A 20,331-nucleotide genomic window follows, 5' to 3' on the forward strand; every position below is an offset into this window, starting at 1 on the left:
CCCTGCGCACGGAGGGCATCGACGTGGACTGGCGCGAGCTGGCCGACGTGTTGTGGCTCGCCCAGAAGCTGCCGCCGGCATCGGCGGAGGAGCCCGGTCCGTCGCCTCCGCCGCCGGTCGCGGCGCAACCGGCCCCCACCTTCGGTGCCTCCCGCCGCCGGTCCACCGAGCGGGAGGTTCGCGCGGCGGACGATCACGAGGAGGTGCCGGAGCCGCAGATGCTACGGCGCGGCGCCGATGCGGACGGCCGGACCGGCGTCCCGCTGGCACTGCCACCACTGCCGCCGGAACCGCACCCCGCCGGGCGCGAACTGGGACGGGCCCTACGCGGATTCGACAAGCGCCGGGAGGCGGCCGCCGGGAAGCGGCTCGACGTGATCGCGACCGTGGACCGGTACTGCGACTCAGGCGTGCTCGCGCCGGTCTTCGTGCCGGTCCAGGAGGGCTGGTTCCACGAGGTGGCGCTCGTCGTCGATGGCACCCCGACGATGGCGGTGTGGCGGGACAGGATCGCGGGACTCGCGACGGAGCTGGAGCGGCATCACGCGTTCCAGCGAGTGATGCGGTGGACGCTGAACGTTGAATCCGGCACCGTGTGGCTGCAATCCCAGGCTGGAACGCGGTACCGGCCAGAGGAGCTGGCGGCCCCGGCTCGGCGGCTGGTGCTCGTGGTTACCGACGGGGTGCACGCGCTGTGGCGCGGGCCGGCGATCCGGTCGGCGCTCCGAGTCTGGGGCGCGGCCGCGCCGATGGCGATCGTGCACGTGCTGCCGCCTCGGTTGTGGGGAGCCACCGCCCTCGGCGACGTGGATGCGGGGGTGACGTCGGGAAGCAGAGGAGCGGCCAACAGCCGGTTCTGGGTGTCGGCACCGTGGTGGTGGACTTCGGAGACGGCGCCGCGGCACGCGGTTCCGGTGGTGCCGTTTGAGGCGGCGGGCATCGCTCGGTGGGCGCGGATGCTGATGGCCGGGGACGGCGTGTGGCTACCTGCGGTACTGGTCGAGGAGAACGCGGTTACCGAGGTCAGCCCGCCGATCACCAATCCCGCCGAGCAGGTGGCGTCGTTCGTGGCCACGGTGTCCAAGGAGGCGGCGCGCCTGGCGGTGCTGATGTCGGCCATCGAGGTGACCCTGTCGTCGGCGAAGCTGGTCCGCGCCGAGCTGGTGCCGGCGGGCAGCTTGACGACGGTGGCCGAGCTGCTCGTCGGAGGAGTGCTGAGCCGTTATCCGGACGACCGGTACGAGTTCCTGCCCGGGGTACGCGAGGTGCTGCAACGGGAGCTGACCACTACCGACGTGCTTGCGGTGTGGCGGGTGGTGGCACCGCACCTGGAGCGGACGTCCGGGCGACCTGCGCCGTTCTCCCGGTTGCTAGGCCTGGTCGACGACGCGGACTCGGACGATCTAGATGATCAGATCAGCCGGATTGCCGCAGGTCTGATCCAGCGCCTGGGTCTGCGGGTGGGCGAGGTGCCGATGCGATCGCCTCGCCCGCGGACCCCGGTGACGTCGCGCGCACAGAACTTCTTCGTTGCGGTGGGGCCGGCTCGCGAGGTGCGTGAGAACTCGGGGATGCTGCGGCAACTCGCGACCTCTCTGATCGGGGACTGCCGGTTGGTCGTGTGGAGCCAGCCGGCCGCCGAAGAAATTGCAGATGCCCTCCTGACTGCAACTGGCGGCGCCGTTGTCATCTATCTCAGGAATTCCGATGTCCCGCTTTCGATCCGGAGTGCACTCGATGGGTCCGCCACGTCGGTATTGCTCATTGTCGATGGCGGTCAGCCTGGCGAGTGGCCTGAGGCGCGATGGGTCGGTGTCATCGAACGCAGTCGCGTCGCGGTAGAGCCGTGGATCGCGAGCCTCCTGTTGAGGCTGATGGGTCGGAGAGGGTACTGGCCTGTGGAGGACCCCATCACCGGCTCCGAGTTCATGGACGGACTCGATCGCAGCGAGATGTCAGGTTCCGGCATCGGATGGGGATTCAGGGGGGCCGTTGTTCCCTTCCTCAACAATCCCGCGAATGTCCTTCCGGTGGTGGCCGAATCGGCTCCGACGATGCACGATCCCGCTCTCCCCATGTTCGTGCTTCGAGCGGCCTCCGAAGTCGACGTGACCCTGCGCGGCCTGGCTCGAAACGGCTGGACCGTTCGGCAAGGCTTTGCACTGCCCGATTCGAGCTGGGACGTAGGATCCGCTCGGTTGGTACTTCACGGTTCTATTGCTGACATGGAGACCGCGAATTTGGTCGTCCTCGCCGCAGCACGAGGCGCCGGTGTCGTCGCTCTCCCGGCCACACCGGAGATCGCGGAGAGGCTCCTCGCCGAGCTGAGCCGAATCGGGCCGGTCCAGCAGGTTCCGGAGGTGAGCGTGCCATCGGCCCTGAACAGTGACCAGCGCGCCCTGCTGGACCGCTTGGCCGACGGCGACACCATCGCCGCCGCGGCGGCCAGTGAGCACATCTCGCTGCGAACGGCGAACCGCCGGATCGCCGAAGCCCGAGCGCTGCTCGGTGTCCGCACCACCGCAGAGGCGGTCCTGGCCCATCTCCGGCAACAGAACTGGCTGGGCTGAGCCCGGTGGTACCGGTGCCGCGAATCGGCATCGCGACCCCACCCGGGGGCGTGGCCGGGCGGGCTGATGATCCAGCGCCGACGGTTCGCCGTCGGCGAGGATCTCAACCCGGGTTCGCGGAGACCCAGTCCGCTTGCGAGCCGGCGTCGATGGTTCGCCGTCGGCGAGGAGCGTCCGCAACCTTCGCCAGCAGGCCGGTCTTGCTCGGCGGCATGCTGGCCGAGCGCCTCGACCACAAACCATTGAACTATGCGTGACGGCCGGCGGTTTGAAGCTGCAATTTCTCCGGTCCTGCGTCGCCGGTCGCTTCGAGCATTTACTTGGTCCAGACCCGGTCGGCTGGCGTGGGTCTACCGTTCATGTTTGGCGGCGGAACGGGTAGCCGGAGACTGGCAACGAGGTTTCAACGGACGCTCTGGTTTGGTCGCCGTTGCCTGATCCACGCTTCGACGTCATCTAACAGCCGTCGGCCTCGACCGCCCGGAAGCCGACCGGCTGCTCGCGCAGGCCCCGCGAGGACTCGCAGACCAGTCACACCCTGATCCTGCTGCTGGTCGCCGGCCTGCGCGTCGGCTCGGCGATCGGCGCCCGGATCGAGGACCTCGGCGCCGACCGCGGCCATCGGGTGCTGAACCTGACGGTCAAGGGCGGGCGCCGCCGCCGGGTGCCACTACCGCCGGTGCTGGCCCACGTGCTCGACGAGATGATCGCCGAGCGCGGCGGCCCGGCCGAGGGCCCGCTGTTCCTGACCCCGACCGGCCTGCCGATCTACGAGCTGTACGTACACCGGCTGATCCGCCGGCTGGCCCGCCGCGCCGGGCTGGCGTCGGCGAGCGCGCTGAGCCCGCACTCGCTGCGGCACACCGCGACCACAGAGATTCTCGACGCCACCGGCGGCGACCTGCGCCCCGCCTAGGACTTCGCCGGGTACGCCGACCCGCGCATCACCCGCCGCTACGACCGGCGCCGCGACCAGCTCGACAACCACGGCGCCTACCTGTTCGCCGGCCGCTTCGCCAACACCCGGGACGACGACTGACGGTTCTGTCAGAACGTTTCTCCTGAGATTTCGCGAATCTGTCCGTTGTGGGCTCCGCTTTGACAGCTGGCCTGTGGACAGGAAGACAGACGCCGGTAATGCCCGTAGCCCACCGGTCGAGACCCGCCACGTCGCCCTTGCTGCTGACGGCGGGAGGGGGCGGCCTTCATCGGGTGCCGCCACGGTGTAAACCGCGTGGCCCAGCAGCGGGGCTCCATGATCTCATGCTCAGATGTCCGTGAAACCACCGCTTGAGCTCGGCCCGCAGCATCCTATATTCGGAGTTGCCGCGATCAAGCACATCCCTGCCAACGGTCAGGTGGAGATCACACGCGCCGACGGGCAATCCGTAGAGGAGGACATCGGGCCGACGACGGGCCACGATTCCATCCGTGAATCCGTGTTCGTTCCTCGCACGTCGACCTTGACGATCGAGCTGATCAGCGGGACGGTCCTCACGATGCAGATCGGGACGCTGCTGACCTCGGTGGACCGGCCGGTGGTCTACCTCGATCCGAACCACTGGATCGACCTCGCCCGGTACTGCATCGGGTCCTCGCAGATTTCCGGCGAGCGCGCACAGGTGTGCCGCCGGATCGTCGAACTCGTCGAGGCCGGGCAGATCATCCTGCCGGTGTCGGGTGCCCACCTGGTCGAGATCGCCAAGAAGGCGGGCCGGCAGCGCCGGGACGTAGCCCAGGTGATGGTGAAGTACTCCCAGGGGTGGCAGATGATCAGCCCTCTTCGGGTACGAGCCCACGAGCTCCTTCATCTTTTCGGCGCCGAGCGGTCCGCTCTCGACAAGTCCCAGGTCTTCACCCTCGCCCCTCACGCCCTGTGGGCCGACGACAGAACCCGCCAGCAGCGCGGGAAGCGTCCGCAGGGCGCGTTCTCTGCGGAGGTTCAGGGACTGTTCAACCGGATCACCTGGGCCGAGGCGCTGGTGGAGACGTTCGTCGACCCGGAGCCCACGGTTTCGGACATCGGCGCGGAGATCGCGGAGAAGTGGGCGAAATCCTTCGAGGAACTCGCAACTCATGTGCGAAACACTCCTCAAGCCCGACAGCACCTGCGCGAGGTAACGCGGGTGCGAACGCTGAACGACTTCAGCCAGGACATCGCCCAGGCAGCGCTCGCTGCCGGATGGAGCACCGAGCAGTTCCGGCAGTGGTGGACACTCCGCGCCGAGAGCGACCTCATTACCGTTCCCATGCTCGGACGGTTCCGGGAACTCGTGCACTTGCGGGTGTCCAACGCCGACGACAAGTGGCACCGAAACGATCTCAACGACACCCTTTTCCTGTGCACGGCCAGCGCCTACGCCGACATTGTCGTCGGTGAGAAGAAGATGACCAGCTACCTGACGAGGGCTCAGGGCAAGGTGCCGGACGGGGCCAAGCTGTTCCGCCGGCTGGAGGACGCGCTGCCCGCCATCGAGGCTGCTGCCGCAACCTGAACCGGCCGTACCCAGGAAATCGCCCGATCCTGGCCTGCCCGGCGCCGTTGAGGACGGGGCGAGCCGGCCCGAGCTGGCGCCGGTCCGTCCCCGTCGCGAGGACCTCGCCTACGACGTTGCCGTCAGAGATGACGAAGGAATGCCTCGGCCTCGGCGTCGGTTACCCGGGCCTCGGCGGTGTACTGCTCAGCGAGTTGCAGGAGAACGCTCTGCAGCCGGGGGTAGTCTCCGCTGCGCCCGGCGAGATCGCGGTAGTGGCCGGCGAGCTTTCGTTCCTGCCCGCCGCCCTCGTCAAGCCCGCGGACGACAAGCCCGCGCCGGTTGTACAGCGCAATACTGATCCCATGGTCGAGGTCGTCACTGCTGATCTCCTCGACCAGATCACCGACGACGTCGAACGCCGCGGGGATCGCATGGACGATGACTCCGGCGATGGTCTGGTCGCCGATGACCTGAAGGTCTGCTTCTGCGAACCGTTCCCGCACCGCGCGTACCCAGAGGAGCAGGGTGTTCAGCTCCGCCGGGGTGTTCGGGGCACAGCCGGGACACCTGTTGAACGCGCGGACCGCACGCAGGGCGGCGGCCCTGGCTTCATAGGTCGTACCGCGCAGACTGGTAATCGCAAGGTCGGCGAAGACCGCCGGTTCCTGCTCCATGAGCATGGTCGTAACCGGTAACTTCGGGTCCAGGACGCTGAGCCGGCCACTGAGACCGAGCTCGACGCCCACCACCCGGCGCCGGTCGAGGTGGTCCAGATGCTGTGCCAACAGGTCGATCAGGATCTGCAGGCTGTACCGGGACACGCGGTGAGCCTCGGGGTCGCTGCTGGCCGTGGCTACGAACCCTTCTGCGGCGACAAGGGCCTGCCATGCGAGAGCGGGTGTGTCGACTGCTTTCGCGTACAGGCAGATCAAATCGAGGGCTGCGGGGAACCGGTGGACGCCGCAGAGCCCGTCCGCGATTTCCACGACGCGGTCCGGGCCGAGTGCCCGGACGCGGTACTTGCGCCAGTAGACATCGCCGGTGGGCTCACCCAGCACCGGAAGTTGCTCGAGCGCCCATCCTGGATCGTGTGACGCGAGCAGAATCGCGGCCTTACGGCCGGGGTCACCGGCCAAGGCGAGCAGTTCGGCTCGCCGGGCCGGGCTGCCGTTGCGGATTTGGGTGGCGAAGTACTCGAAGGCGAGAGCGTCCCGGTCGCCGGTCAGCCAGGCCATCATCGGCCCCTCATCGGTCTGGCGTGGCAGCACGCCGCCGATCAGGTCACCGTTGCCGGTCTCGTCCGCAAGGGCGAGCAGCGCCTGGAATCCGTCCTCTGCCGCAAGGATCTCCACCACCGCGTCGGTACGGGCTTGCTCCAGCTGGCAGCCAGTGATGTCGTCGCCGGGACTACGGTCCGGCCACTGTTCGGCGAACAGCCAGTGGTGCCGGTCGGCGGCGTGATCGGGCCGGAACCTTGTCGCGACGCGGTCCAGCTCTGCGATCTGATCCTCCGGCAGCGCCCAGGGCATATCGGCGTACTGCCGGTGCCGAACCGCCAGCGCGGTCAGGGCCTCGAACAACCCCCGACGGGGCACTCGATCGACGGGAACCGGAAGATCCGCGAGGACCTGCAGGAAGGCCACCCTCTGCTCGCTCGGCATCGCGTCGATACTGGGAATGAGCTGCTCGCATCGGCCCGGATCGGTGCCGGCGTGCTCGATGGCCAGCACGGCGACATCCTGGAACGCCCGGTAGGCCTCGTCTGCCGTGGCAGCACCGGGTAGGGGCCACTGCCGGAACTGCGGCTCGGGGTGCCGGGTCCGTAGGACGCTGCCGTGGGGCAGCAGATCACGCATCAGGACCCGGCCGACTTCAGGATGGGCCTGCACGATGCGCCGCAACGCCCGGCCACGGACGACGCGTGATGCCATGGTTTGAGGGATCCGGCAGTCGAACACGCCGACCAGCGATGCGGCCGGCCGATTCGACAGCTGGCCGCCCGGGTCCGCGGCGGCCAGCTGGGCCAGCACCGCCACCGCCTTGTTGAAGTACCTGGTCGGGCGGGCCAGCAGCTCCAGGGTCCACAGGAAGGCCGGATAGTCCTGATCCGAGGTGAACATCGCCGTGTGCCAGTCCACCGCCGGTGACATCGCCTCCAGGAAAGCGTCCGGAGCCGCTTCGGCAAGCGTCACGATCACGTCGGACAGCGCTGCCCATCCGCTGGACGAGATATCGGCGAGTATCTCCCGAACGACGTATTCGGCCAGGTCAGAAGCCCGCCGGTGGGCGGGGCCGTACTGCAGGTCCTCGCCGTGTACCGACAACAGCAGCAGAGTGCGGGCCACACCACGCCGCAACCGTGACGGGTGTGCCGAAGGTTCACGGTCGCGGAACAGCCGCACGGCCAACTCGGCGAGGCCGTCCAGGTCCGCAGCGGTGAAGCTGTCCCGCAGCAGCAGGAACGCGTCCTGCGGATCCTGCAGGTACCAGAGGCTGCCGAGGCGGCCGAACAGGGGGCGTTCGGGGTCGGTGAGCAGATGCCTGGCTTTGTCCTGCAGGCCTGCTGGATCCAGGTCCGCGAAGTCCGCGAACAACGCTGAATCCTGATCGGTGAACTCGCCCAACAGGCTCAGCCGGCGACACGTCCGGTCGGGGTTCACCGACCATCCGGCCTCCGGAAGCTGGGGGTAGCGCGACAACGTTCGGCGCAGATGTTCCAGGCCTCGCCGGGCGAGCGGGCCGAGACGCAGTTCCCGGTCGTGGCCAGCCGGCGAGGCGGCAAGCTGTCGCGCGACGGCCTGGCCGTCGACCGCAGGAACCGTCAGCAGCGGGTGGGCGGCCCGCCGCCCGAAGAGAACGATCCGGTGAAAGCCGGTCAGCGGAAGCCCCGCTGGTTCGGTACCGACGGCGAACATCACGATAGGTGGCTCGGTGGCACTGCCGGCGATCGTCAGGGCCGTCGCGCCAGAGATGAAGAACGACCGGTTCGCGAACGGGCCGCCGACCAAGGCTGCCGCGATGAACGCCTTAAACTCCGTGACGCCTAGGTCGCCGCCGATGGCGACGACGACCTGGTCGCTCTGTAGTGCCGTGCGGAACTCCTCGGCTGCTGCCTGGCGCCCGGCGAGCACCATGGCCTGGGTCAATGCGGGTTCGGTACCTGGCAGCCAGACGTCGGACCACCATGCTTCGACGGGCTGGACGGTGGCGTCGTCACCGACAACGTTGATCTGGGTGTTGCCGTCGCCGAACTGGAATCCGCTGCCGCCCGAGATGTTGATAGTCACCGGTCACCGTTGTTGATCTGGGTGTTGCCGTCGCCGAACTGGAATCCGGTGCCGCCCGAGATGTTGATGTCTCCTCGCTCCGCAGGTGGGGTAGCCGCAGGAGGTGGGGTAGCCACAGGAGACGGCGCGGCGAAGTCGGTGACCAGGCGATGTCGGACGGTTTCTGCGGTCAGGCTTTCCGGCCAGTCCGGGTCGATGATCGAGAAGTGGTCGCCGGGCAGGACACCGCTATCGGGAAAGGCCGACTGCGCCGACACCCGTACGACAACCCGGTCGCTGTCGCCGGCATAGACGTGCACGGGGATCGGACATGTGCGATCACTGACCGTAGTGGCGTTAACGATCTGATTGAGCACGGTCCGCCGAGTCTCGGCGACGTCAGACTGAAACTGCGTCAACGACTTGCGCTGCGCGTGGAAGTTGAGTCCCAGCATCTTGCGGAAGATGCTCTGGTAATCACTGCCTTCGTGCGGGCAGGCGAGCATGATGATCGATCGGATCCGGGTGAGGTCGCGGCCGTGCCCGTTGTTGAGCTGCCGGGCAAGGAACCGCTGCAGGATCAGACCACCCTGACTGTGTGTCACGAACGCCAGCTTCCGGTCCGCCGAGGTGCGTACCTGAACGAAGGATGCCAGCGTTTGCGCGATGTCGTCGTGGTCCGGGATCCGGCGCGGCAGGAACGGAATCCCGACGATGGGTGACCGATACCCGAACCGGTGCCATTGCAGCCCGGCCAGTGCGGGGTCCTCGCTGAGAACCTGTTCGAGACGGTTCCAGGTAGGCGGCGCCGACGCGAGCCCGTGGATCAGTACGACGTCCCCGTCGATCATCAACATCCTCCCGTGAACAGCCGTGCGTCAGCCTACGGTGGGAGTACCTCGGAGACCGTGAGAAGGCCGGGGACTACCACCAGGCGTGTCGCGCTGCCCGTCATGCCTGGCCAGTGTCGCCCCCGAAAGGGCTCGTCGGGCAGACGGCACCGCGATGACAGACCCGTACCTGACCTGCTGCCGCCCTACCCGTTATACCCCTGAGCAACCCGAGAGCAGGTAGTACGGCCGCTGCCGGTGCCCGCCGTGGTGGAAGCTGGCGAGCTCACCGACAGCGCACGGCTGACCGGCACGGCCCAGGACGAGCGTTGATGCTGCCCGCTGCCCGGTTTTGCTCATGCCGCCGCGCGGCGCGCGGGTGTGAGTCTCCGTGGCCGGGTGGGCCGATCGACCGGTCGCCGTGCGTGGTAACCGGTTCTACGAGTGACTATGCTGACGGCGGCCCCGGCAAAGGTCCACAACCGCATGGTGTTGCACGCGGACGGGGGAAGTCACGGTGTCCAGCATGGTGGAGCAGACCAGGCACGAGATCCGGTTTGCGTTGAGTCAGTTGGCCGTGCGCAACGGCCAGCACGAGTTCGAGACGCTGACGCGGATGCTGGCCCGGGCGACGGTGACCCGCAACGTGCTGGTCGCGACCGGGCCGGTCGCCGCCGGCGGTGACCAGGGTCGGGACTTCGAGACCTACCGCACGGACCTGGCCGGGCAGACGCAGCCGCTAGGCCGGGCACTCGGCCTGTCCGACCACGACAGCGTGGGGTTTGCCTGCACGCTACAGCAGGACAAGATCGGATCGAAGATCCGCGGGGACGTCGCCGCCATCATGTCGTCGGGCACCGCCGTGACCTACGTTCTGGTGTACTGCGAGGTAGACGTCCCAGTCGCCCGCCGCCACCAGCTGCAGGACGAGATCCGCGCGAGCCACGGTATCCATTTGGAGATCTTCGACGGCGCCGGCATCGCCGAACTGCTAACGCAGCATGCGACGTTCTGGATCGCCGAGCAGTACCTGCACCTGCCGTCACGGACGTTGCCGCCGCCGCCGGATCGGCCAGACTGGTACGAGGCGGACCTAGCCCGCTGGCGAGCCCAGGCCGAACCGGCTCGAACCTGGGGAGACTACGTCGATGTCGCCGCCGACCTGCGGTACGCGTACCAGCACCGCGATGGCCGCGAAGACCTCCCGTTCTGGTTAGACCGGCTCGCGCCGCTACTGACCGACGACATGCCGCCACCGTTGCGGCACGCCGCCCGGCACCAGACGATCCTCGCCCACCACCTCGGCCTGGGCTCGATGCGCCCGATCGATCACCTGATCGCCGAAGAGATTGAGACCGCCGTCTCTAGCACCGATGTGCAGCTCGTCGCCGATGCCACGGTGCTGATGCTGCTCACCTGCGCCGCGTTCGCTCGCGACGAGACCGGCCATACAGCTGCACGGATCATGACCTGGAACGCTGCTCTGATCAGCCGGGTCAGCGAGCTGCTCTCCGGTGAGCCCTACCCGGGTGAGACTTGTTCACTGCTGGAATCGCTCGCCGCATTGAACCTGCACCCCGACCTGCACCGAGCCGGCCTCGACGGTAGTGACTACCGCGCCGACGACGCCACGACCGATTTCACCGTCAACGAGCGGATGCGAGCGATCGCCGCCGGCGAGCTCAGCCCGTTGCCCGTTCCCGCGGTGAGCCCCACCGCGGTCCTCGACGCGTTCGAACGGCTGGCCGCGACGCTGCCGGCAGCGGTGCTGTACCCGGTGGAGCACGCCGCCCGGTTCCTGACCGTGAACATGGTGCTGCTGATGGACGACCCGCGTTACGAGCGGATCGCCGACGACTTCGATCGGCGCCTGGCCGACACGGCAGGCGCCGACGTCGCCGCTGATCAGGCCGTCGACCGGGCCAAGACGTTCTTCGCCGCGCGGCGGATCCTCGACGGGCTGCGTCAGATGCACCGTGCCCGGCTGCGCCTGCTGCACGGCGAGGCCGGGCCCCGTCTGCTCCACGCGACTCTGGCCACCGCCGAGGCCTACCAGCAACTGCATCTGTTCGCCGCCGCCAAGTACTACGGCCTGCTCGCCGCGAACCTGACCCAGCGCGACGAGCTGGGCTTGTTCCCTCAGGGTCTGCAGAAGGCTGCGGCCGCCGACTACCACCAGGGCAACTGGGCGAGCGCGGCGCTGCTCAACCGGGAGGCCATCGCCGCGCATACGGAGCTGGCCGAACGGCCGTTCGACTTCGAGCTGCATCCGTGGCTCGGTGCAGCCTTGTTCGAACTGATCAACATCAAGGCCTTCGCCGACAAGCTCGAACCCGCCGTCCAGAACTTGATCGCCGCCGTGGTCACCGATCCCAGTGTCGCTGGTCTGTTCGAGGCGTTCACCGAGGTGGTGACCTCCGGCAAGCCGGCCTGGTGGCACGGCTTGGACGTCGCGGAGCACGCCGATCACATCGCCGCGAGCCTGCGCGCCGTGCCGTTCGCGGATACTGCCGTACTGCGCCGGATCCGGTTCGCGGGCCTCGGCGTGGACTGGACCGTCGAGTTCGCCGGCGCCGACGTCGTGGTGGGCGAACGGTTCGCCGCAGCACTGCAGATCATGCTGGCCCACCTCGCCGCCGCCGACCCGGTCCTGCTGCCCACCCGGGCCACGATTCACGTCACCGCTGCCGCTCCCGGTGGACAGCCCGCGATCGACGAAGAGGGCTCCACCCGGGACCGGGCCCGGTTCCGCTGCGTGCTACCCGAAAGCGGCGGCCGCGGCCGTCACCACGCCGAGACCATTGCCGAGCACACCCTGATCGCTGTGACCACGGTGATCGTCACACTGTCGGCGTTGCCCGACGCCCCCTGGCGTACGGTGCTCGATCAGGCTTTCGCCGACGACCTGGCCGCCGTCACGTTCTTCGCTCTGCCCTACGACACCGCCTACGCCAACCTAGCCGTCGAACACGACCTGGATGCCGGCCTGACCGGCCGGCAGCTGGTGCCGGCCGCGGACACCGTCGCGCCCGAGGCTGGTCCCGGTCTCGGTCTGCCGCAGACACCGGGGCCCGGATACAGCGTGGACAGAAGCCACGACGAGATCCGCTTCAAATATCAGGACCTGCCGGCGAGGATGCGCCCCACCCTGGCCGTCCTGCGCCGGGACCGGGCGTTCGCCGCCACCGTCGCCGCACTGCGTGAACAGGGCTGGCCCGACTGGCACATCCTGCTCGCGGTGCACAACCGCGCCAAGAACGTCCGGATGAACCATCGTGCCCGCACCTGGCCGACGATCTTGCCGCTGCCCGCGACTTCATGCTCGCTCCGGAGCCCGAAGGGGATCCGGTGCCGCCTGGATTCTTCACCCGTGACGCGCTCGCGTGGACTTTCGACGTCTGCGTGCCCGCCAGCGCAACCTCGATGTGGCAACTCGAACTGCGCCAGCCCATCGACGTCGGCGCCGTCCGGCGCCTCCTTTCCGCCCGGTACGGCTGGACGACCGACGATGTCGCCCACGATGACCCGTTCCTGGCCCCCGATCACCGCCCGACGGCTACCCAGGACGCGGACACCACGGCGCCATCCGCGTCGGGCACGACCCCCACTCCCTGACACCGCAGCGCCTATCAGCTGTACCGCGTTCACCACGTCCCGGGCCCGGGTCCGATCGCGGGGCCGTCGCCCACCGCGGCGACCTCAGCGCCGATCGCTCGCAGCCGACACCGCGGAACCTCTCTGTTGTGGTCATTCGCCGGCCTGGCGATCACGGCTGCGACTGCATCACGGGCGGCGTGGCGGTTAGCGCGATCGCCCTGATCACCGGTCACCTCGTGCACGAATGGGCAGATGGGGCGGCATCCTGGCAAGTGACCGTCGGTGACTGAAAATGTCCGTGTGGGGCAGGCCCGCGGCTTGATCTCGATCAGGGCCTCGCCCGTTGTAGAGACCGGGTCGGGATGTCCGACGAGCCGCGGGCTGGGTTGAACACGACGGGTTGTCGCCCTTTCCGGGCGATGGTTCTCGGGGAGCCAGTCGATGGCGACGACGAGCTTGCCGAGGCCGTGTCTGGTCTCGCTGTGCCGGTGCGCCGAGGCGGCCTGCTCGAAGGCGAAGATCTGCCGTACGGGTAGGCTGGAGTTGCCCTTCGCGTGCAGGTCCGCGGCTAGGGGTAGGGCTTCTCAGTACCTGCGCTCGGCGCCGGTGTCGAATCGGACGCCGTACGTCTGGGCACCCGCACCGTCGGCGACGGTGATGACGTGCTCGGCGGCGCCGGTCTGGCTATGACGGAACCACTGGCCCCACCAAAGGCGGCTTGAAGTGGCCCCACCTTTCTCCAAGATCCCCACCAAGACGGTTTCAGCTGGCCCCGCCGTTCACCAGGCGATACCTACCCCGAAGATCGGCAAATGGGGCCACTTCAAGGCGTCTCTCCCTCTGCCAGGTGGGGCCACTGCAAGCCGTCCCAGGTGGGGCCAGCCCAGACGCGGTTCATGTCCCGCGGCAGGACGCGGCCCGGCGTGGCGGCCTTCTCACCGTCTGCCGTTACGCGGGCATCGACCTGCGGGGCGAACGTGGCGTCGTCTGCCTGGGTTTCCTGGCTGATCTGGTAAGCGTCGACGAGGTCGGCACCGGTCCCGTCGACGTCGTGCACCGGGTCGTAGGCGCCGACGGTATCCCGCGCCAGGTCACAGAAGCCCTCACCGGCCGCTGATCGGCGCCGCTCGCCCGCTTCACCGCCACGGTGCTATCGGTGAGCGAGAAATCGTCCTTCTTGGCAGGATCCGGGCGCCGGAGTTGGTCCGCGACGAGGCCGATGGTCTACCGCAGAGCATCACGCGAGGCGCTTCTGGTGACCGAGATGCAGCAGCTCGCGATGGGCTACGACCACGTCATCGCCGAGTTGTACCAGCTCGTCGGCACGCTTCTGATACTCGCCATGGGTAGGAAAACGATTCTCGTCGAGGACACTGGACTCCTCATAGGCGTTGGTCTTGAAGGTGTTGACACCGATCTCGCCCATGAAACGTGCGGTTCTCGTCCTAAGGTTCGCCAGGCACTCCTGCATCTCGGGGTCCAGGAATACAAGATTGGCCTGCCAGTTGGCGTTGAATGCGGCGATCTCCTCCAGGCTGCGCCACTCCCAGCGTTCGCCGTTGAACCAGTTGGTCAAGTATTTGATGGCGGCACCGTCGAGGGGAAACTCCGTCTCGAAACGGGCGAAAAGCCGCTGATCATGCGTGGCTGGCGCCTTCCCGAGTTCCTCGAGCTCGGCCCGGGCCGTGCGTAACGCCTCCTCGACAGCGGCTTTGCTGGCGGCTGCGGTCTCGCTCGCCGCCCTCGCCTCCTCCATCACCGCTTTTTTGTCGATGTCAGCCGCTTCGAGAGCACTCGTCATCTCCTCCTTGAGGTTCGCTTTCGCGCGGATCTGCATCTCGATGACGACGCTGAGCAACAAGATCACCATCGAGCCGACCCAGAACAGCAGAATCGCCTGGTCGGCCAACCACGTCTCGAACGGATCGGAGAACAAGAAGGTTGCCGTCGCGACCGTGTCCGCGACCGAGCCGTTGACGAGCTGAAGACCGAACAGGAGCAGTAGAACGAAGCCGCCGGCAGTGCCTATCCATCTCCATTTACCCACGCGAGCAGGATAGGACCACACAGGACACCGCTCTGACTGCTCCAGCTCCGACACGGTCTCTCCCCGCTGGGCCCGCGCCAACGCCGCGGCAACGCAGCCGCCGCCCACATACCGGCTCGACCGTGATGCCGAATGGTGTTCGCGTGATGTGCGGGGTCGCTGCTGGTATCCGGGGCGCGTCCCGGATACCGGCAGCGACGAGCGGTCAGCTTTCCGCGGCCCGCCGGGGCAGGAACAGAGCTGCGATGAGGGCTCCCAGCGCGAGGCAGGCGCCGGCGACTGATCGCCCGGCTGTCACAGATCCTCACCCTGAGCCCCGGCGGCGTCATCCTCACCGGCAACCCCGCCGGCGTCGGCATGGGCCGCACCCCACCGCGCTACCTGCAACCCGGCGACACGCTCACCACCATCATCGAAGGACTCGGCATGCTCCACCAGCAGTTCACCACCCCCGCACAGGCGACCGCATGAACCCGACCGACCTACCCGCGGCCGTCCGCCAAGGATTCCTGCACGTCCACACCGACCCGGACGGCATCAGCCACATTCATCGCTGCACCACCGACGACTTCAACATGGACACCGTCGTCGACGGCATCCCCCGCTGTGGCAGCAACCCGCGACCGACGACGCCATCGGCCGCGCCATCTGGGTTCTGCCGCCGGGATGGCGCGGCGGCTGGCACGTAACCCCCGGGTCCAATGGGTCATCCCCCTGTCCGGCCGCTGGATCGTTCAGACCCAGGACGGCGCCCGCATCGAGATGAGCCCCGGCGATATCCACCTCGACTCCCGCCCCGACGCCCACGGCCGCACAGGACACGACTCCGGCGTCCTGGGGCGACGAGCCCCTGACCGTCATGATCATCAGCCTGCGACAATCACCGGACCCGGCCCGCTGTCACATCACCGAGTCCATCCCCGTAACCTGAACAAGGACGCGCTGTCGCGTCGTGGGTCCTGCCCGGTCACGGCCGGCCCGATGTTGATCATCGATGAGTTCCATGCGGCCGAGATGCGACGTTGGCGCGTTTGGAGCCGACGCCCGTCCCACACTGCGGATCGCCGCAGCGTTCACCGAACTCGCCCACGCGATCTGACCAACGTGTCCCGCCAGCAGAGCGTGTCTGGCGATCCCGCAACGCAACGGACCCAGGGCATCTGATCCTCTTAAAGCCGCGGGTCAGCGGCCGCCGAGCATCGGGAGGTAATTCGCTCCGTGGTGTGCGGTCACCGCGAGGTTGCCGACCAGATCTTCCAGATTCTGCGTCGCAGCTAGCAGGCCGTCGGCGGCAGTCCGCAGCTCCGGGTTCCCAGAGGCCTCGGCCTCGGCGGCCAGCCAGGCGGCCAGCGCGTTCAGGTCGTCCACGTACTGGGCCAGCACGATGTGGGCCTGGTGCGACCAGCCGAAGCAGGCCCACAGCTCCGTCTTGAGCTGGTCGATGTTCGCCCTCTTCCTGGATCGCTGGTAGTTAAGATCTCGCGGCAGGCGGATCCGAGGTAGGGACGGATCGGGTGGATCACCACGTGTTGCCATGTACTCACGTTATGTACCGGCGATTCGGCGGGTCCATGACGTCATTCGGGTGGCAGGACCCTGCCATTCGCGCCGCGCGTTCGGGACGGACATTGGAGGTGGCGATTTCATGTTCGTGCGGATCGCCGTCGCCGACCCGCTGCCCGTGTTCCGTAGGGGGGTGATGGCCATTCTGCGGGATGCTGGGTTCGAAACCGAGGCGCCGGACGACCTCGTCGCCTGGGTGCGAGGGCACCAAGCCACCGCCGCGCTCGTCACGGTGTGCTCGGAGTCCGATTGGCAACTGCTCGAGACGCTGCACCGCGCGTCGGCCGACGTCGTCCTTGTGGCCCTGCTCGAGCAGGTCACGGTGGCGGACTCGGTGCGGGCCCTGCGCGCCGGCGCCAGCTGCGTGGTCCCGCGCGACACCAGCCCGTCGGCGCTCCAGGAGGCGTTCGGCGCCGCGGTCCGTGGTCAGAGCCTCGTGTCGATCGAGGTGCTCCGGGCGCTGACCGTCCCGTCCGGGACGGCGCCGGCGCCGGCGCCGGCGAGCAATCAGCCCTCGCCAGACGAGCGGAAGTGGCTCCGCGAACTGGCGCGGGGCACGACGGTCGGGCGGCTCGCGTCCGATGTGGGCTACTCCGAGCGGATGATGTTCCGGCTGCTACGCGACCTCTACACCCGGCTCGGCGCCGACAACCGCACGGACGCGCTTATCAAGGCGCAGGCTCAAGGCTGGCTCTGAGCCGGCGGCCACCCGTCGAGAAGGTCATGCAGCCGGGGCAGCGCGCCGGGCCGGCCGGCGACCAACGCGCGGAACAGCGCACGACGGCGGTGCCACGCGCCGGGCACGTCCGGATGGGGGATCGCCTTCCGGTACGCCCTCTCGGCTGGCACCTCGCTTGACCCGCGCCGTAGGAGCGCGAGGCCGGCCCGGGCCAGCCCCTGCACCTCCCGGATCAGGTAGCGCCCGGACTCCCTCGCCAGCAGGCCACTCGCCAGTCGATCCGCCTCGGCGAACGCCTCGACCGCCAGGTCATCGCCGGCATCGGTACGCACGAGCGCGACCCCGCGTACCGCGAAGGCCTCGGCGACGAGCGGGCTACGGTCGAATCGCGTCGCGGCGGTAGCCTCCTCGAGGGCCCGCACCGGATCGTGCGCCAGGAACAGGGTGGCTAACGTGACGCGCGCGGCGCGGCTTAGGCCGGGATGCCCGGTGCGCTCGCCCGCGTCGCGCGCCCTCTGGGCCGAAGCTTGGGCTTCGTCGAAGTCGTTGCGTAGCCACTCGATCCGGGCGCTTAAGTCGTCGCAGCGCCCGGCGAGCACGTACGCGTTCTGGTCGTCGGCGGCCGCGCGTGCGTCCTGGAGGAGATCCCGGCATCGGCGGTACTCGTCCCGTTCGCAGGCCACAGTGGCTCGGGCGAACCCGATACGGGCGCCGGTCAGCGGCTCGGGACTGCCGGCCGCAGCGGCCTCGTCGAGCGCGTCGAGGGCGCCGCTGAGGTCACCGGTCTCCGCCCGGCAGATGGCCACGCCCAGGTGGGCCTCGGCGACCATGGGATCCCCGTCCTGGGCCAGGTCGAGAACCTCCTCGTACCACTCGGCGGCCGCGCCTACGTGGCCGCCGTCGAAGTAGTAGCCGGCCATCTGCACGAGCAGCCGCAGCTGAACCTCCCTGATCTCGAGGGCGTCGTTCAGGTCCAGAGCGGTACGGGTCATCGCGATGGCCGGTCCGAGATCGTCCTGCTGGGCCAGCGCCCGTGCCAGCAACGCGGCGTTCCGCACCCGGTCGTACGGGTCGGTCAGCTCGCCCGCGAGCCGTACCAGCCAGGACGTCAGCGTGCCGGTCTGCCCCCAGCCCTTGAGGTGGGCCTCGTCCAGGTCCTCCGCCAGGGTGAGCGCGCGCCCGGCGTCCCCGGCCAAGATGCGCAGGTCGATGGCGTCGAAGCTGTCCCCGAGGTCGGTGGCGTGCTGCGGCCTACGGCGGCGGGCTGCGTCCTCGAAGTACCGGGCCGCCCGTCGGCGCAGGCCGGCCAGCTCGTCGCGCGATATCCGCCCGGTCAGCCGGCGGGCGTCGTCCGACGGCAGATCGAAGCGGTCGTGCCGGCGCCGCGCTATACGTCGGTGGCAGAGGCGGTCGAGGGCGGCCCGCACGACGTCGGCGGGCGTGCCGATCAGCTCGCCCACGGCGGCCGGCGGGACGGGAAAAGATAGCCAGCGACCGCAAGGCCTCCCGGTCGAGGTCGCCGAGGCTGGCCATGAGGGCTCGGTCGAGTCGTTCGGGGTCGCCGGCAATCGACACCAGGTCGCGGACCGGCGTCGCCGAGCCGGAGCGGATGCCGTAGACCAGCTCGGTCGTCCGGGGATGACCGCCGCCCAGCAACTCGCGCATCTCGCCGGCTGGCATCATCCGCAGCCCCACCTCGCCATCCGCCTCGAGGTCGCCGATGAACTCGCCGAACGGCTCCTCGGTCAGGCCCTGCCGGACGGGCTCGCGCGGATGGGCGCGTTTCAGCAGCGGCTCGGCGGTCACGAACAGGAACTGCACGTTGTGCCCCGGGCGCCTGACGATCGCCCGGATCAGGTTCGCCAACGCCTCGTCCCGCAGCTCACCGACGATGTTATCCCGTAGCTCGCCGGGACTGGCGCGCAGTTCCTGGGCGTCATCTACGATCAGTAGCACGCGGCTGGCGCGGAGCCGGTCGAGGATGGCATCCAGTCTGGCCAGTACGTCCATGTCGGGGGCGAGCAGTCGGTCGGCGAGCCGTTCCCGTTCGTGGGGAGAGTCGACCGACGCCGCCAGTGCCTCCAGCACCGAGCTCACGGTGACCCCGGGAGACCCGCGCGCGGAGAGGTAGACGGCGTGCGCCTCGGTCGCTGTCTCGCGCGCGAGCTGCGTCGCGATGGCCGTCTTGCCGATCCCGTAGGTGCCGCTCAGCTCGACCAGCACGGAGCGCGCCAGCGACGCCCGTACCTTGTCGAGAGTCTCCCCGCGTCCATGTATCGGTCGCGGAACGAAGGTGGGCAGGTCCGCAGGCGGTGGCCGGGTGACCTCGGCGACCAGTGACTCGACGAACACCCTGACCCCCGCGTAGACCGCGACGTCCCGGTTGAGCGGCTTGCAGATCGCGGCATGGTCGGCGTCGACCGGGATGGACGGGACGCCGGCCAGGCCGGGGTTCGCCGACGACGGCTGGACGACGAGGACGCCCTTCTTCCCGTGCATCTCGCTGTACACCTTGTGCTTCAATCCCGACTCGGCGACCCAGTCCCGGTAGTCGTCGCCCAGTTGCCGCAGGTGTGGGTCCTCGCGTCTGAGGTCACGCACCGCGGGAGTCTGCCGGACCGCCCGAGGTAACGTGTCGAGCATGGTGGCTAGGGCCGATCCGGTGTGTGGGGTGGCGAGGAAGACCACGCCGCGGGTCTGGCGGGCGAAGGTCCGGAACTCGGTGCGGCCCTGGCTTGAGTGCATCAGGATCTCCTTGACCAGCAGCCCGCCCATGCTGTGCGCGATGAAACAGAGTGGTCGCTCCCCGAGGCGCTTGTTCCGCAACTGATCCATCACGCTCTTGGCGCGATCCTCGAGTGCCATGGAGTGGCCGAGATATCGGCTCGCCCACGCGTCGTAGTGGACCGTCCACACGGCCACATGCTCGACGTCCTCGGCCAACCATTGCGGCCAAAACGAGGCGGGATCGGCGACGTCGCGCATCCACGTCTTCCGGCCGTCACCGTTCAGTCCGTGCAGGAAGACGACGTCGATCACCGCGCCGTCGGCATCATTCACGGGCCAGATTTCCGTCACCGGGGACACCCTCCCTCGCCGCGGCAGCACAGGGGAACGACCGAGACTCTAGCAACGGACGGTGGAGTGCGTAACTACTAAAAGTGATCATCTTCGCCGGTCACACCAGATGCAGCCGGTAGCAGCCTGAACAAACCTGCGGTCCGTCATATGGCTGACATGCTGCATCAGCACTGCCTGACTTGTGAAACCCGACAACAGGCTCTGACTCACGGTCGCGTGGT

Annotated in this window: 14 protein-coding genes and 1 pseudogene; 8 read left to right on the forward strand and 7 right to left on the reverse strand. The window is 68.5% G+C overall.

Annotated features, from left to right (window positions below):
- The first annotated feature begins 23 nt into the window (after positions 1–23).
- The 3 genes from I4J89_RS50530 (at position 24) to I4J89_RS44155 (ending at position 5,065) form a co-directional block, all read left to right on the forward strand.
- Positions 24–2,570 (forward strand): SAV_2336 N-terminal domain-related protein, encoded by a 2,547-nt coding sequence (locus I4J89_RS50530; protein ID WP_309238753.1) that lies wholly within the window; start codon positions 24–26, stop codon positions 2,568–2,570.
- 550 nt (positions 2,571–3,120) lie between these two features.
- A complete protein-coding gene (locus I4J89_RS44150; RefSeq protein ID WP_255521972.1) occupies positions 3,121–3,486 on the forward strand; it encodes a tyrosine-type recombinase/integrase in 366 nt (121 codons plus the stop codon).
- Between the two features lie 523 nt (positions 3,487–4,009).
- The gene (locus I4J89_RS44155) at positions 4,010–5,065 is read left to right on the forward strand and encodes a hypothetical protein (protein ID WP_196420213.1); all 1,056 of its coding nucleotides are present in this window, start codon (positions 4,010–4,012) and stop codon (positions 5,063–5,065) included.
- Between the two features lie 122 nt (positions 5,066–5,187).
- On the opposite strand, the gene I4J89_RS44160 is transcribed toward I4J89_RS44155, so the two are convergent.
- Entirely contained in the window at positions 5,188–8,334 is a 3,147-nt protein-coding gene (locus I4J89_RS44160) for a hypothetical protein (RefSeq protein ID WP_196420214.1), read from the reverse strand.
- Positions 8,331–9,164 carry an esterase/lipase family protein gene (locus tag I4J89_RS44165; RefSeq protein WP_196420215.1) on the reverse strand — a complete coding sequence of 278 codons (834 nt, stop codon included), beginning with the start codon at positions 9,162–9,164 and terminating at the stop codon, positions 8,331–8,333. The genes I4J89_RS44160 and I4J89_RS44165 overlap by 4 nt, the downstream gene beginning before the upstream one ends.
- Positions 9,165–9,660: 496 nt before the next feature.
- Here I4J89_RS44165 and I4J89_RS50535 point away from each other — a divergent pair, with 496 nt between their 5' ends.
- Positions 9,661–12,948, forward strand: coding sequence for a hypothetical protein (locus tag I4J89_RS50535; protein WP_230860636.1), 3,288 nt, complete (start codon positions 9,661–9,663; stop codon positions 12,946–12,948).
- Positions 12,949–13,198: 250 nt separating this feature from the next.
- On the opposite strand, the pseudogene I4J89_RS52115 reads toward I4J89_RS50535, so the two are convergent.
- Positions 13,199–13,300: pseudogene (locus I4J89_RS52115) on the reverse strand (NADP-dependent oxidoreductase); the annotation flags it as partial.
- Between the two features lie 287 nt (positions 13,301–13,587).
- On the opposite strand from I4J89_RS52115, the gene I4J89_RS44175 reads away from it, so the two are divergent.
- Positions 13,588–13,857, forward strand: a complete 270-nt coding sequence (locus I4J89_RS44175) for a hypothetical protein (protein ID WP_196420216.1) — start codon at positions 13,588–13,590, stop codon at positions 13,855–13,857.
- Positions 13,858–13,977: 120 nt separating this feature from the next.
- On the opposite strand, the gene I4J89_RS44180 is transcribed toward I4J89_RS44175, so the two are convergent.
- Positions 13,978–14,787, reverse strand: a complete 810-nt coding sequence (locus I4J89_RS44180) for a hypothetical protein (protein ID WP_196420217.1) — start codon at positions 14,785–14,787, stop codon at positions 13,978–13,980.
- Between the two features lie 282 nt (positions 14,788–15,069).
- Between I4J89_RS44180 and I4J89_RS44185 the strand changes: the two genes are divergently transcribed.
- On the forward strand, positions 15,070–15,258 hold the full coding sequence (locus tag I4J89_RS44185) for a fumarylacetoacetate hydrolase family protein (RefSeq protein ID WP_309238754.1): 189 nt from the start codon (positions 15,070–15,072) through the stop codon (positions 15,256–15,258).
- Positions 15,255–15,476 carry a hypothetical protein gene (locus I4J89_RS44190; RefSeq protein WP_196420218.1) on the forward strand — a complete coding sequence of 74 codons (222 nt, stop codon included), beginning with the start codon at positions 15,255–15,257 and terminating at the stop codon, positions 15,474–15,476. Before I4J89_RS44185 ends, I4J89_RS44190 begins: the two co-directional genes overlap by 4 nt.
- A gap of 493 nt (positions 15,477–15,969) precedes the next feature.
- Here the strand turns inward: I4J89_RS44190 and I4J89_RS44195 are convergent, their stop codons facing one another.
- On the reverse strand, positions 15,970–16,323 hold the full coding sequence (locus I4J89_RS44195) for a hypothetical protein (RefSeq protein WP_196420219.1): 354 nt from the start codon (positions 16,321–16,323) through the stop codon (positions 15,970–15,972).
- Between the two features lie 109 nt (positions 16,324–16,432).
- On the opposite strand from I4J89_RS44195, the gene I4J89_RS44200 reads away from it, so the two are divergent.
- Positions 16,433–17,047 (forward strand): helix-turn-helix domain-containing protein, encoded by a 615-nt coding sequence (locus I4J89_RS44200; protein ID WP_196420220.1) that lies wholly within the window; start codon positions 16,433–16,435, stop codon positions 17,045–17,047.
- On the opposite strand, the gene I4J89_RS44205 is transcribed toward I4J89_RS44200, so the two are convergent.
- Together I4J89_RS44205 and I4J89_RS50540 are read right to left on the reverse strand one after the other, a co-directional pair.
- Complete coding sequence (locus I4J89_RS44205) at positions 17,032–18,225, reverse strand: hypothetical protein (protein ID WP_196420221.1); 1,194 nt, start codon at positions 18,223–18,225, stop codon at positions 17,032–17,034. The two genes, I4J89_RS44200 and I4J89_RS44205, sit on opposite strands and share 16 nt — an antisense overlap.
- A 55-nt stretch (positions 18,226–18,280) precedes the next feature.
- A complete protein-coding gene (locus tag I4J89_RS50540; protein WP_196420222.1) occupies positions 18,281–20,107 on the reverse strand; it encodes an AAA family ATPase in 1,827 nt (608 codons plus the stop codon).
- Between the last annotated feature and the right edge of the window lie 224 nt (positions 20,108–20,331).

The organism is Actinoplanes aureus (assembly GCF_015704865.1).
Lineage (GTDB): Bacteria > Actinomycetota > Actinomycetes > Mycobacteriales > Micromonosporaceae > Actinoplanes > Actinoplanes aureus.

Bases quoted from the DNA above. Each gene is read 5' to 3' on its own strand.
- I4J89_RS44190 (WP_196420218.1), top strand. From the start codon at position 15,255: ATGAACCCGACCGACCTACCCGCGGCCGTCCGCCAAGGATTCCTGCAC.
- I4J89_RS44195 (WP_196420219.1), bottom strand. From the start codon at position 16,323: ATGGCAACACGTGGTGATCCACCCGATCCGTCCCTACCTCGGATCCGC.
- I4J89_RS44200 (WP_196420220.1), top strand. From the start codon at position 16,433: ATGTTCGTGCGGATCGCCGTCGCCGACCCGCTGCCCGTGTTCCGTAGG.
- I4J89_RS44165 (WP_196420215.1), bottom strand. From the start codon at position 9,164: ATGATCGACGGGGACGTCGTACTGATCCACGGGCTCGCGTCGGCGCCG.